Annotated in this window: 9 protein-coding genes; 4 read left to right on the top strand and 5 right to left on the bottom strand. The window is 62.5% G+C overall.

All coding sequences use genetic code 11. From position 1 onward, the window contains the following. Positions 1 to 85: 85 nt before the first annotated feature. A complete protein-coding gene (locus OGV19_RS17570; protein WP_264309913.1) occupies positions 86 to 1015 on the top strand; it encodes a LysR family transcriptional regulator in 930 nt (309 codons plus the stop codon). Between the two features lie 41 nt (positions 1016 to 1056). On the opposite strand, the gene OGV19_RS17565 is transcribed toward OGV19_RS17570, so the two are convergent. The 3 genes from OGV19_RS17565 to OGV19_RS17555 form a co-directional block, all read right to left on the bottom strand. Beyond that, a complete protein-coding gene (locus OGV19_RS17565; RefSeq protein WP_264309912.1) occupies positions 1057 to 2322 on the bottom strand; it encodes an OmpP1/FadL family transporter in 1266 nt (421 codons plus the stop codon). Between the two features lie 146 nt (positions 2323 to 2468). Then, a complete protein-coding gene (locus tag OGV19_RS17560) occupies positions 2469 to 2951 on the bottom strand; it encodes a hypothetical protein (RefSeq protein WP_264309911.1) in 483 nt (160 codons plus the stop codon). Positions 2952 to 3200: 249 nt separating this feature from the next. Further along, positions 3201 to 3425 carry a hypothetical protein gene (locus OGV19_RS17555; protein ID WP_264309910.1) on the bottom strand — a complete coding sequence of 75 codons (225 nt, stop codon included), beginning with the start codon at positions 3423 to 3425 and terminating at the stop codon, positions 3201 to 3203. A 955-nt stretch (positions 3426 to 4380) separates the two neighbouring features. Between OGV19_RS17555 and OGV19_RS17550 the strand changes: the two genes are divergently transcribed. Both OGV19_RS17550 and rmuC read left to right on the top strand, forming a co-directional pair. Then, a complete protein-coding gene (locus tag OGV19_RS17550; protein ID WP_264313964.1) occupies positions 4381 to 4800 on the top strand; it encodes a tetratricopeptide repeat protein in 420 nt (139 codons plus the stop codon). Between the two features lie 195 nt (positions 4801 to 4995). Beyond that, positions 4996 to 6369: a DNA recombination protein RmuC gene (rmuC, locus tag OGV19_RS17545; RefSeq protein WP_264313963.1), complete on the top strand. Its 1374-nt coding sequence runs from the start codon at positions 4996 to 4998 to the stop codon at positions 6367 to 6369. Here rmuC and OGV19_RS17540 read toward each other — a convergent pair. Both OGV19_RS17540 and OGV19_RS17535 read right to left on the bottom strand, forming a co-directional pair. Beyond that, positions 6341 to 9817 (bottom strand): hybrid sensor histidine kinase/response regulator, encoded by a 3477-nt coding sequence (locus OGV19_RS17540; RefSeq protein WP_264309909.1) that lies wholly within the window; start codon positions 9815 to 9817, stop codon positions 6341 to 6343. The genes rmuC and OGV19_RS17540 overlap by 29 nt on opposite strands. A gap of 111 nt (positions 9818 to 9928) precedes the next feature. Then, a complete protein-coding gene (locus tag OGV19_RS17535; RefSeq protein WP_264309908.1) occupies positions 9929 to 11107 on the bottom strand; it encodes an MFS transporter in 1179 nt (392 codons plus the stop codon). A 178-nt stretch (positions 11108 to 11285) separates the two neighbouring features. On the opposite strand from OGV19_RS17535, the gene OGV19_RS17530 reads away from it, so the two are divergent. Beyond that, a complete protein-coding gene (locus tag OGV19_RS17530) occupies positions 11286 to 13163 on the top strand; it encodes a 1-acyl-sn-glycerol-3-phosphate acyltransferase (RefSeq protein ID WP_264309907.1) in 1878 nt (625 codons plus the stop codon). Positions 13164 to 13169: the final 6 nt, after the last annotated feature.

Below are 13169 nucleotides of genomic sequence, written 5' to 3'. Positions count from 1 at the left end.
GGTTAGCAATCACCCAGGCCGGGGCTGTAGACCACTGTGATTGAGTTCTTTATAAAGAGATTCTTACGAATCCAAAGGGCTCGACATGGACCTGCTCAATGCCATCCGCAGCTTCATCAAGGTGGTCGAGGCTGGCAGCATCGCCGCAGGTGCGCGCAACCTGGGGTTAACCCCAGCGGCAGTGAGCCAGAACATCGCACGTCTTGAAGGGCATCTTCAGGTGCGTTTGCTTAGCCGCACCACGCGCAGCATGGCGCTAACGCCTGCTGGTACGCTTTACTACGAGCGGGTCAGGCAGGTGGAGCGTGACCTTGCCCAGGCCGAGCTGGCTGTTACCACGCCCGACAGCGAGCCCCAGGGCCGCCTGTGCATTGCATCGACATCGGCCTTTGGCCGCCATGTGCTGGCGCCCTTGATCCCGGCATTCAGTGCCCGTTATCCCCAACTTTCGATAGAGTTGGTAATGACTGATCGACGGGTCAACCATGCGCGTGAGGATGTGGATGTCAGCCTGCGCATTGCTCCGCAGTTGGAGGAACACCTGCTGGCGAGGCACATAGCCAGGATCCCGTTCATCTGCTGCGCCTCGCCGGGTTACCTGGCAAGCGCCGGCGTGCCTGCTACGCCTGAGGCCTTGCGCGAGCACCGCTGCCTGGTGTTCCGCTATCCGGTCGACGGCCGCTTCCTGCGTTGGGGCTTCATGCGCGACGGCATGCGTTTCGAGGCAGAGTTTGGCACCGTGCTGATCAGCGACGATATCGATGCCCTGACCCAGATGGCCCTTCACGATGGCGGCATCACCCGGCTGGCAGCGTTTATCGTTCGACCTTACCTGGCCTCGGGCGAACTGGTGCCCTTGTTCGAATACAGCGACACCGGCCAGGCCTATGCCCAGACCGAGCCGATGGACATCTACCTGTGTGTGGCCGATCGTTTCGCCATGACCGCGAAGGTGCGTGCCTTCATGGACTACCTGCGTGAATGCCTGGGTGACAGCTGGGAGGTCCAGACGTGAAAAAACCGCCACAAGGGCGGTTTTTAAGGTGCGAGGCTGACTCAGAAGCGGTAGGTGAGGGAGGCACCGACGCCGTGAGCGCTGTTCTCGTACTTGGCCTGGTAACTGCCTTTGGTCGCGCTGACCTGGTTGACCTTGGTGTCTTCCTCCCACAGGTAGGAGTAGGCCACGTCGATGGTCATGTCCTCGCTCGGGCTCCAACCGGCGCCCAGGCTGAACACCTTGCGATCGCCCGTCGGGATGCGCGGTGAACGGTCGTGGTTGTTGGTTGGCGACTGGTCGACGGTGAAGCCGGTGCGCAGCACCCACTCCTTGTTGACCTTGTAGGACGCGCCAATGGCGTGTGCCCAGGTGTCGTGCCAGTTCTGCTCTTCGCTGATGGTCTGGAATGCCGAACCTGCCAGTGGCGCCGGTACATCGTTCTGCACGGTGATGGCTTCCAGGCGGCTCCAGCGGGTCCAGGTGCTGCCTGCGTACAGGGTCCACTGGTCGTCGAGTTCGTGGGTGACCGAAAGGTCGACGGACTCTGGCGTCTTGATCTTCAGGGTCGCATCGAACTTGTTGCCGTTGAACGGCCCGATCAACGGGGTGCTGACGCGGGTCTTGCCTTCGAGCTTGTAGTCGACCATCGAGTGATAGGTCAGGCCGACGCGGGTGCTGTCGGTGGCCTGTACCAGGATGCCGATGTTGTAGCCCACGGCGGTGTCATCGCCCTTGATCTTCACTTCGCCGTCGTTGCGGCCAGGGGTGAACGGGTTGATCAGGCTCGAACCCAGCTCACCCTTGATGCGGTTGATGGTTGGACCGAAACCGATCGAGACCTTGTCGTTGAAGGCGTAGCTGACGGTTGGCTGGAAGGTGACGACTTCGACGTGGCTCTTTTTGCCCCAGTAGCGGGCGGCATCGTCGCTGCCGTAGTCGGTGACCAGGCCGAAGGGCACGTAGACGCCGAAACCGACGCTCCAGTGATCATCGATCGGCTTGACGTAGTAACCCATCGGTACGCCAACGACTGGCACCATGTCACCGTCGGTTTCCCCCCCGAGGTTGCTGCCACGGCCCGAGATGTCGGACTTGGCGATGACGGCGGCGCCGCCCACGGTGATTTGTTCGCGCTTGAGGCGGGACATGCCGGCTGGGTTGCCAAACACGGTGCTGGCATCTTCGGCAGAAGAAGAACGTCCCGCGAAACCTGTCCCCATGCTGCTGATGCTCTGTTCGTTCAGGGCAAAGCCGCTGGCGAGCAGTTGGCTGGAAGCAAGCGCAACGGCTACGCCGAGGGAGGTTTTGAGCATTACTTTTTTCATTATTAGAAACTCCTTGGGATCTCCGGGGCGAAAAGCTACCAACAAATTGCCCGCCGCGCTATAGCCTCAATCACAGGAGATAGAGCGGTTTTGTAGGACAATCCGACCAAAATTCCATTTTTTCCGGTAAAGTTGTAGGACGCTTCCTAAGATGCCTGTGGCAATCTCTGATCGATGCAGGTATGCCAAGCTTGAGTGAAGTCGCGTAGGCGCCCCTGAGGGTGGAAAACCTGTCGCCAGATGCGCGCCAGCCCCAGCAAGTCGTCAGCTGCAGGCAGCGCTGTACATTGTGCTTCCACAAGCATCCAGGCAATGGCGGTGGAATAGCGCAGGTTTACGGTGAGTTCCAGGTGAGGGCCGCCGAGAAAGGCGTGTTGGCTGGCCAGGCCGCGGATCAGGCTGGCGAGGTCGGGATCACGAGCAAGGTACTCGTCCCAGAGCGCCTGGTGGCGCGTTTCGCCGATGCGGTAGAGGCCATGGCCACGTCGGTCGTGCAAGGCCGAGCCGAGTGCCGACTGGCTGGCGGCAATGCCCAGTAACAGCGCTTCGGCGCTAGGGCAGTGACGGTTAAGGTAGACCAGGGTTGGTCGGATCACATACAGACACAATTCATTCGCCGCGATACCCATGATGCCCTCGAGCAAGTAAGGGCCGGACGGGCGCTGGAGCTTGGCAGCTGGTGAATGATCAGGCCCGCCGGAAGCGGTTAGCACCGCTCGAGTTGAAGTGTAGTGTGATAATCGTGGTGTAAAGAGCTGTTTTTAAATCGATTGCTGCCTGACGTTCAGGGCTATATGCCTTGCGGCAATTACGCCAAGAACGATCAGGCAGGCTTCCCGAGCAGTGATTCAGCGCCTGAATGCCGCGGTATTCGCCACTCACGCGGTGAGCGATTGGCGGGTCCGGGCGATCACTGCCTGCAGGGGTTCCTTGCGGCTGTACTGTTCGGGGTACAAGCGTTCGGTGTGGCAGGCGACGCCGTGTTCGTCCACCAGGGTAAAGCTGAAGCTGCCCTTGCGAGGGGCAACGATAAGGCACTTCAGCGGCGAGAAGGCCTGGGAAAGGGTGCCAATGGCAGCCTGAATTTGATGATGAGTTTGCATATTGTTGGAGGTTCCTGCTTTAAACACGGAGGTTATGATCCGTGCATGATAGAAACGTTCCAGTGACGCCTTTATTAAGGGACGAACGAACCTGACTGGAACAAAGCAGCCAGAGAGAGCGCAATCAAAGGTGGGCGCTTGGGCTGACTGGTAGGTACTTCAGAGGGCAGGCAGCACGCCGGGGCCAAGGTTCTAGGCCGTCGGGGTGGAATCCTGATCAATTGGCTAGGTGATTCGCGCTTGGGCAGCGTATGGCTGGCGAGGGAATCATCGAGTGTGGCCGGTCCTGGTTTCAGCAGTGTCTGCTCTTGGGGGGAGCAACGCTGCAAGGACGCTTCTGCCTGAATTGACTTTCAGCTTGGTACTAACGAGGGGCACCATACCGAAAAAAAAGCAGCTTGGCAAGTGTTGCTGCAACTGGCCAGGTTAGCCGAGCAGTATGGCGCTTCTTTCGCGGGCTGGGAAGAGGGGCAAAAGGCTGGCATCGACGGAGATGTACTCGTTTTGTGCATTCAAACGAGGTCTTGCGATGCACTTGTTCACATTTGGCGCGCAAGCTGTAACGCGGCCGCAACAGGCTTCGATAGCCTCGCCAATGCCTTGACTGGGGGGTTAAGTCAATGAAAAAAAACACTAATTTTTGCTGGTGAAAAAATCGACAGTTTGACTGGAGGCCCCAAATCACGGGGGTTTTAGGTCCCCTGGAGGGGGTTGTCCACCGAGTTATCCACAGGAACTGTGGATTGTCCGGAGCGCTTGCTCTAGGACGGGCGTGCCAGCAAACCGGAGAACTGTCGGACAATCTTCGGGCGCCCGTAGACCGGTTGGTCATCCACTCGAAAACGTCAAGAAAAGATCATCGAAATTATTTTTCAATCCTCCGGAAATCGACAGGTCATGCCGGGAAAAATGGAGTAGAGTGGCGCGCCTTTCGAGTTGCCTTTTCCTGTTGCTCATGAAGTTTCGCGGTAAACACCTCGCCAACCCTGTTGATCCCTCGTCAGCGCCCCCACCCAAACGCTTTTCCCTGAAAGTGGCCCTGTGGCTGCTCGACAGCCCGCGCCTGGGTGACAAGCCTCAGGTCAAGCACCTGGCTGGGCGCTTGCTGAAACAACCGGCACGCCAGGGCGTGGTGGTGGCCCAAAGCCGGCTGGGGCAGATGCTGTGCCGGGATTGTGGCAACGCCCGGGATCGGCGTATCGGCCACGAATTGCTGCGCCAGGCTGCCCGCGCCGGTGATCGGCGTGCGCAGCTGGAGTATGCCCGGCTGTGCCAGGCCAACGAGCCGGACCAGGCCCGCTACTGGTTGGAGCTGGCTGCAGCGCAGGGCTCGCAGGAAGCGCGGCGGCTGCTGGGGCAGTGGTTTTCGGGTTGATCGTGGCGTGTGAAAAGGCGCAAACCCTGATCCCAGACTGATAAGCTGCGCAGCATTCATCACGGTTTGATCGGGGTAACCATGGCAGTGGATCTGGCCAGCATTCTGCTGGGCTTGGTGGCGGGTGCGTTGCCCTGCCTGGTGTGGGTCATGCAGGTGCAGCGTCGTCAGGGCGCCCGCCAGGGTGAACAGGCCCTGCTCGAAGAGCGCCTCAACGCTGCCCAGTTGTCCCAGGCCGGGTTGCAGGCGCAGCTGGACGCCAGCCGCGACGAAGTCAGCGACCTCAGTGAAGCCAACACCGTGAAGCAAGCCCAGCTTGCGGCCCAGGGCCGTGAGCTGGAGTTGCTGCAGATCGACCGCGACAATGCCCGCGATGCCGCCCATGCCTGGAGCCTCGAACGCGCCAACCGTGAAGCCGAGCTGCGCCGCCTGGAAGCCCAAGCTGCACGCCTGGAGGCGGAACTGCGCGAGCAGCAGGAGAACCACCAGCAGCGCCTCGAAGACCTGCAAGAGGCCCGCGATACTCTGCGTGCCCAGTTCTCCGACTTGGCCACGAAGATCTTCGACGAGCGCGAGCAGCGCTTTGCCCAGACCAGCCAGCAGCACCTGGGCCAGTTGCTCGACCCGCTCAAGGATCGCATTCAGGCCTTTGAAAAGCGTGTAGAGGAAAGCTACCAGCAGGAAGCGCGCGAGCGTTTCTCCCTCGGCAAGGAGCTGGAGCGTTTGCAGCAGCTCAACCAGCGCCTGTCCGATGAAGCCACCAACCTCACCCAGGCCCTGAAGGGCCAGAAAACCCAAGGCAACTGGGGCGAGATGATCCTTGAGCGGGTACTGGAGCACGCGGGCCTTGAGAAGGGCCGCGAATACCAGACCCAGGTCAGCCTCAAGAGCGCCGATGGCGAGCGCTTCCAGCCTGATGTGCTGATCATGTTGCCCGGCGACAAGCAGGTGGTGGTTGACGCCAAGGTCAGCCTCACGGCTTACCAGCAGTTTGTCGGCAGCAATGACGAGGCGGCGCTCAAGCAGCACGTGCAGTCATTGCGCAGCCACGTCAAAGGCCTTTCGAGCAAGGATTACAACCGCCTGGAAGGCCTGCACAGCCTCGACTTCGTGCTGCTTTTCGTACCTATTGAGGCGGCATTCTCGGCCGCCCTGCAGGCTGAGCCCAACCTGTTCCAGGAAGCCTTCGACCGGCACATCGTGATTGTCAGCCCGACCACGCTGCTGGCTACCCTGCGGGTGATTGACAGCCTGTGGAAGCAGGAGCGCCAAGGCCAGAACGCCCGCGAGATTGCCGAGCGCGCCGGCTGGCTGTACGACAAGTTTGTGCTGTTCATCCAGGACCTGGACGAGCTGGGCAACCGCTTGCAGCAGGTGGACAAGGCCTACGCCGCAGCGCGCAACAAGCTGTGCGAAGGGCGTGGCAACCTGGTCAGCCGCAGCGAGCAGCTCAAGTTGCTTGGCGCCCGTGCCAGCAAGAGCCTGCCGGCAGACCTGCTGGAGCGGGCCCTGTCCGATGAGGCCCTGCCGGACGAAGCGGTTACTGAACCAGGCTCAGATGCCGATTGAGCAGGGCGCGCAAGGCTGCCGGCTTGACCGGTTTGGCCAGGTAGTCCAGGCCTGCGGCATGCACCAGGGCGATGGTTTCTTTGCTGCCGTCGGCGCTGATCACAACCCCAGGCACCGGCTCACCCAGCCGGGTGCGTAGCCAGCCCATCAGTTCGGTACCGGTCTCGCCGTCGTCCAGGTGGTAGTCCACCAGTGCCAGGTGCGGGCGCATGCCCTTGGCCAGCAAGGCCTCGCATTCGGCGCGGTTGCGTGCGGTCCAGACCTGGCAGCCCCAGCGGCTGAGCAGGCTGTTCATGCCGATCAGGATGCTGTCTTCGTTGTCGATGCACAGCACGTTCAGCCCGGCCAGCGGCTGGCCCGTCTGCTCCACTGGCGCGCTTGGCGCAGGTGCCGCCTGTCGGGCAATCGGGACGCTGACCCGGAACACCGTGCCCTTGCCGGGCCACGAGCGCACTTCGAGGCTATGGCCAAGTACCCGGCACAGGCCATCGGCGATCGCCAGGCCCAGGCCCAGGCCTTTCTCGGCGCGGGTCTGGTGGCTGTCCAGGCGTTTGAATTCCTGGAAAATCTCCTGCAGCTTGTTGTCGGCGATGCCCGGGCCGCGATCCCACACTTCCAGCCACAGGCGTTCACCCTGGCGGCGGGCGCCGAGCAGAATCGGGCTTTTGCCATAGCGCAGGGCGTTGGTCAGGAAGTTCTGCAGCACCCGGCGCAGCAGTTTCATGTCGCTTTCGACCCGCAGGCGGCTGCCGCGCAGGCGGAATTCCAGCCCTTTTTCGGCGGCCAGCACTTTGAATTCGGCGCCCAGGGTGTCGAACAGCTCATTGAGGGCGAACGGCTTGGCGTCCGGGGTGATCTTGTTGTTCTCCAGGCGCGAGATGTCCAGCAGGTCGCTGATCAGTTCTTCGGCCGAGCGCAGCGAGCTGTCCATGTGCTGCACCAGTTGCTGGGCCTCCTCGTTCATGCCCTCGGCCTGTTGCGACAGGGCGGCGGAGAACAGCCGCGCGGCGTTCAGCGGTTGCATCAGGTCGTGGCTGACCGCGGCAAGGAAGCGGGTCTTGGACTTGCTCACCGCCTCGGCCTGGCTCTTGGCTTCTGACAGTGCCTGGTTGAGCTGGGACAATTCGTGGGTACGTTCCGCCACCCGCTGCTCCAGGCCTTCGTTGGCATCGCGCAGCGCCTGTTCGGCTTCGCGGAACGGGGTGATGTCGGTGAAACTCATGACGAAGCCGCCGCCGGGCATCGGGTTGCCGATCAGCTCGATGACCCGGCCGTTGGGGAACAGCCGCTCGGAAGAGTGCGCGCGGCCCTGGCGCATCCAGTGCAGGCGCCGGGCCACGTGCACCTGCGCCTCGCCAGGGCCGCACAGGCCGCGCTCGGCGTTGTAGCGGATGATGTCGGCAATTGGCCGGCCAACGCTGATCAGCCCGTCGGGGTAGTTGAACAGTTCCAGGTAACGGCGGTTCCAGGCGACCAGGTGCAGGTTCTGGTCGACCACGCTGATGCCCTGGTTGATGTTCTCGATAGCGCCTTGCAGCAGTGCACGGTTGAACTGCAGCACCTCGCTGGCTTCGTCGGCGATGCGCACCACGTCCTCAAGCTGCATGTCGCGGCCTTCGATGGCGGCCTTGACCACAGCGCGAGTCGACGAGGTGCCGAGCACGCCGGCGAGCAGGCGTTCGGTGTGCTCGATCCAGTCGCCGTCGGCGTTCTGGTTGGGGTTGAAGCCTTTGCCCTGGCGGTAGGCGAAGCGGATGAAGCTCTGCCGGGCACGCTCTTCGCCGACGAAGCGCGAGGCCAGGGTCAGCAGGTCGTCGATCTGTACCGCCAGCAGCGGTTTGCTGCTGGGGCGGGCGCTGGTCTGCTGGCCGATGAAACGGCCAGCCTGCCAGTGTTCCGACACCCGCGTGCGCGACAACACCGACACCCAGGCGAACAAGGTGAAGTTACCCGCCAGTGACAGCACCACGCCTTGGGTCAGCGGGCTGATCGGCAGGTTCAGCGGGTTGCCATGCAGCCACGCAAGGCCTGGGAACAGCTCAAGCGACCAGCCCACGCTGTGGGCGGCAATCGGCAGTACCAGGGTGTAGAACCACAGGAAGATGCCGGCGGCGAGGCCGGCGAACACGCCGCGCCGGTTGGCCTGCTTCCAGTACAGCGCGCCAAGCATGGCCGGGGTGAGCTGGGTCACGGCGGCGAAGGCGATCTGGCCGATGGTCGCCAGGCTCGCCGTTGAACCGAGCAGGCGGTAGCTGACGTACGCCAGCAGCAGGATCACCACGATGGTCACCCGGCGTACCGAGAGCATCCAATGGCGGAACGCCTCGAACGGCCGCTCGGCATTGTTGCGGCGCAGTAGCCAGGGCAGCAGCATGTCGTTGGAGACCATGGTCGACAGCGCCACGGCTTCGACGATGACCATGCCGGTGGCGGCCGAGGCACCGCCGATGAAGGCCAACAGGGCCAGGCTCGGGTGGGCCTCGGCCAGGGGCAGGCTGATGACGAACGAATCGGACATCACCGTGCCCGGCAACAGCATCTGCCCGGCCAGGGCGATCGGCACCACGAACAGCGCGGCCAGCGCCAGGTACATCGGGAACACCCAGCGGGCCAGGCGCATGTCCTGTGGCTCGATATTCTCCACCACGGTGACATGGAACTGCCGTGGCAGGCAGATGATCGCCATCATGGCCACTGCCGTCTGCACCACCATCGATGGCCAGTTGATGGTCTCTTTCCAGTAGCTTTCCAGTTGAATCGACTGACGCGCCTGGCTGAACAGGTCGTCGAAGCCGTCGTACAGGTTGAACACCACGAAGATGCCCACGGCAAGGAATGCCAACAGCTTGATCAGCGACTCAAAGGCAATTGCCAGAACCATGCCGCGGTGGTGCTCGGTCACGTCAAGGCTGCGCGTGCCGAACACGATGGCGAACAAGGCCAGCACCAGCGACACCACGAGTGCGGTGTCCTGTACGCGGGTGCCCGTGGCATCGGCATTGGCACCGATCAGCAGGTTGACGCCCAGCACGATGCCTTTGAGCTGCAAGGCAATATAAGGCAGCACGCCGACCAGGCAGATCAGTGCCACCACCACCGCCAGGGTCTGCGATTTGCCATAGCGCGCGGCAATAAAGTCGGCGATCGAGGTGATGTTCTGCTGCTTGCTGATCAGCACCATCTTCTGCAGCACCCAGGGTGCGAAAATCAGCAGCAGCACCGGGCCCAGGTAGATCGGCAGGAACGCCCAGAGTTGTTCGGCCGCCTGGCCGACGGCGCCAAAGAACGTCCAGCTGGTGCAGTAGACGGCCAGCGACAGGCTGTACACCCAGGCACGCAGCTTCGGCGGCAACGGTGTGCTGCGGCGGTCGCCGTAGAAGGCGATGGCGAACATGATGGCCATATAGGCCAGGGCGACCACGGCGATCAGCCCACTGGACAACGACATGCAAACTCCGGAGCAAAAAAGGTAACGCGGTCCCGATCAATCAGTCTGGCACGCAGGCGGGCGTTCGTCAGCGCAGACGATGGTCGCAGTGGCGAGTCGTCGCAGGCATCATCAGTACCTGCGGGTACCCCGCCAATAAAACACCCCCGCCAGTATCACCGACAACACCAGCAGGTAGAAGATCGCCCCCGGCCACCATTGCCCCAGCACAAACCCCACCATCACCGGCCCCAGTGCCGCGCCCAGGTTCGACAGGTTCTGCGCGCCGTAATACACCCCGCGCAGGTGCTCCGGGGCGATCAGGTCGATGAACATGTACTCGGCGGGTATCACGATGATTTCCCCCAGGGTGAACACCAGCATCGCCAAGCACCACATCGGCACCGTGTCTGCCCAGGAAAAGCCCAGCAGCCCGGCAATGAACAGGCCCATGCCGGCCAGCAGCCAGGGCATCAGGCGCTGGCGGCTGATACGCCGGCCGATCAGGTACTGCAGGGCAATCACCGTGATGGCGTTGGTGGTCACCAGGTAGCCGACCAGGCGCGCGGCCTCGCTCGGGCTGGTGGTCACCACCAGGTACTGCGACAAATAAGCAGTGAATTGGCCGAACACTACGGCGCTCAGCACCCCGCCCAGGGTGAAGCACACCAGCCGCCGGTCACGCGCCAGGCCCAAGGCCACCAGCCCAAAACCCGCACCTGATTGCGCCGGCGCACCGGCCAGCAGGCCCCGGTCGCCGAGGTGCTGGTAGGCCAGGCCCATCCCCAGGCCAATCAATGCAGAGGCAATGAACGGCAGGTGGTCGTTCAGCTCCAGCAGGGCCACGCCCAGCAGTGGGCCGGCGGCATAGCCAACGTTGCTCAAGGTGTACTTGATGGCAAATACTTCCGCCCGTTCCTCTACCGGCAACAGTGCGCAAAAACCGGCCTTGGCCGCGATGTCGACCACCGCCAGGGCCAGGTTGATCAGTACCAGGCACAGAAAGAACAGCGCTGCCGAGTGGCTGGCGATGGCGCCGATGAAGGCCAGGGCAAACACCAGGGTGCTGGCGATCACCAGCGTGTGATTGCGCACGGTGTCCACCAGGTGGCCGCCGTACAGGCTCAGCAGCGAGGCGATGATCAGGGCGCCGCCGATCACCAGGCCGATCTGGCTCATCGGGAGCTGAAAGTTGTCCGCCAGGTACACCACCAGGTAGGGCAGGGTAAGGGCGCGCGCCAGGGTCAGGGTGAAGGTGGTGGTGAGCAGCAGACGTACGGCCGGTGGGTAGCGCTTGAGGGCGGCGAGCATTGCCACGTCCTTGTTGTTGTGGTTTGCCGGTTTCCAGCATAAGCCAGCAAGGGGCTGCTGCGCAGCCTCGCTTTAATCGATGTGGCGGGCTTGCCAGCAGCAGGTTTTCCCATGCAGATTTGTGGCTTGTCGCTTCTGGCGCGCCTCCAATGAAAAATGCCCATCAGGTACAAGGACGATGAGTCATCCCTCGCAATTCACCTTGCTCGGCAAGCGGCGCTTCCTGCCGTTCTTCATCACCCAGTCGCTGGGTGCGTTCAACGACAACCTGTTCAAGCAGTCGCTGATCCTGGCGATCCTGTTCAAGCTGAGCCTGGGCGATGGTGACCGTTCGATCTGGGTCAACCTTTGCGCATTGCTGTTCATCTTGCCGTTCTTTCTGTTTTCGGCGCTGGGTGGGCAGTTTGGCGAGAAGTTCGCCAAGGACGCACTGATCCGTGCGATCAAGCTGGCCGAGATCGGCATCATGGCCATTGGGGCCCTGGGCTTTATGACCAACCACTTGGCGTTGATGCTGGTGGCACTGTTCGGCATGGGTACCCATTCGGCGCTGTTCGGGCCGGTTAAGTACTCGATCCTGCCCCAGGCCCTGCGTGAAGAAGAACTGGTGGGCGGTAACGGGCTGGTCGAGATGGGCACCTTCCTGGCTATCCTGGCTGGCACTATCGGCGCCGGGGTGATGATGTCGTCGGCCAGCTATGCCACGGTGGTGGCGGGAGGCGTGGTGGGCACCGCAGTGCTGGGCTACCTGGCCAGCCGCTGGATTCCACGCGCCGCAGCCGTAACGCCGCAGATGCAACTGGACTGGAACATCTTCAAGCAATCCTGGGCGATCCTGCGCATGGGCCTGGGGCAGACGCCTGCGGTGTCGCGCTCGATCGTCGGCAACTCGTGGTTCTGGTTCGTCGGCGCCATCTACCTGACCCAGATCCCGGCGTACGCCAAGGACTGGCTGCACGGCGACGGCACCGTGGTGACCCTGGTGCTGACCCTGTTCTCGGTAGGCATCGCCCTCGGCTCGCTACTGTGCGAGCGGCTGAGCGGGCGCAAGGTGGAGATCGGCCTGGTGCCGTTCGGCTCGTTTGGCCTGACCCTGTTCGGCCTGCTTTGGTGGTGGCACTCCGGCGACGTGCCAGCGGCGCCCGTGCCGCATGACTGGCTGGCGTTGCTGGGCATGAGCCAGGCCTGGTGGATTCTGATGTCAATCGTCGGGCTCGGGGTGTTTGGCGGGTTCTACATCGTGCCGCTGTATGCCTTGATCCAGGCGCGCACGGCCGAGGATCAGCGGGCCCGGGTGATCGCCGCCAACAACATCCTCAATGCCTTGTTCATGGTGGTTTCGGCGATCCTCACCATCGTTCTGCTGGGGCTGGCCGAACTGACCATCCCGCAGCTGTTCTTGGTGGTGTCGTTGCTCAACATCGCGGTCAACGCCTACATCTTCAGGATCGTGCCTGAGTTCACCATGCGCTTCCTGATCTGGCTGCTCAGCCACTCGATGTACCGCGTAAAGCACCGCGACCTTGAGCGCATCCCGGACGAAGGCGCGGCGCTGCTGGTGTGCAACCATGTCTCGTTCGTCGATGCCCTGTTGCTCGGCGGTGCGATCCGTCGGCCGATCCGTTTCGTCATGTACTACAAGATCTACAACCTGCCGGTACTCAACTTCGTGTTCCGCACCGCAGGCGCCATCCCGATTGCCGGGCGCGGTGAGGACGAGGCCACGTACGAGCGGGCGTTCGCCCGTATCGCCGAGTACCTGGCGGCGGGTGAGCTGGTGTGTATCTTCCCGGAGGGCAAGTTGACCGCTGATGGCGAGATCGATGTGTTCAAAGGTGGGGTGAACCGCATTCTCAGCGAAACCCCGGTGCCGGTGATTCCCTTGGCGTTGCAGGGGCTGTGGGGCAGTTTCTTCAGTCGGGATCCGGCCAAGGGTTTTTTCAAGCGCTTGTGGTCGCGGGTGACCATCGTGGCTGGCACCGCCATCCCGGTGGAGGCGGCGCAGCCGGATGCGTTGCGTGAGCAGGTGAGCCGCTTGCGCGGCGACTTGCGTTAAAGAGGG

This window comes from Pseudomonas putida (assembly GCF_025905425.1).
In the GTDB taxonomy this organism is placed as follows: domain Bacteria; phylum Pseudomonadota; class Gammaproteobacteria; order Pseudomonadales; family Pseudomonadaceae; genus Aquipseudomonas; species Aquipseudomonas putida_AF.
This window is presented reverse-complemented; position numbering and strand designations above follow the sequence as displayed.

Coding starts and splice junctions, on each gene's coding strand:
- OGV19_RS17570 (WP_264309913.1), top strand. CDS start 86: ATGGACCTGCTCAATGCCATCCGCAGCTTCATCAAGGTGGTCGAGGCT.
- OGV19_RS17560 (WP_264309911.1), bottom strand. CDS start 2,951: ATGGGTATCGCGGCGAATGAATTGTGTCTGTATGTGATCCGACCAACC.
- OGV19_RS17555 (WP_264309910.1), bottom strand. CDS start 3,425: ATGCAAACTCATCATCAAATTCAGGCTGCCATTGGCACCCTTTCCCAG.
- OGV19_RS17535 (WP_264309908.1), bottom strand. CDS start 11,107: ATGCTCGCCGCCCTCAAGCGCTACCCACCGGCCGTACGTCTGCTGCTC.
- OGV19_RS17565 (WP_264309912.1), bottom strand. CDS start 2,322: ATGAAAAAAGTAATGCTCAAAACCTCCCTCGGCGTAGCCGTTGCGCTT.
- OGV19_RS17550 (WP_264313964.1), top strand. CDS start 4,381: ATGAAGTTTCGCGGTAAACACCTCGCCAACCCTGTTGATCCCTCGTCA.
- OGV19_RS17530 (WP_264309907.1), top strand. CDS start 11,286: ATGAGTCATCCCTCGCAATTCACCTTGCTCGGCAAGCGGCGCTTCCTG.
- OGV19_RS17540 (WP_264309909.1), bottom strand. CDS start 9,817: ATGTCGTTGTCCAGTGGGCTGATCGCCGTGGTCGCCCTGGCCTATATG.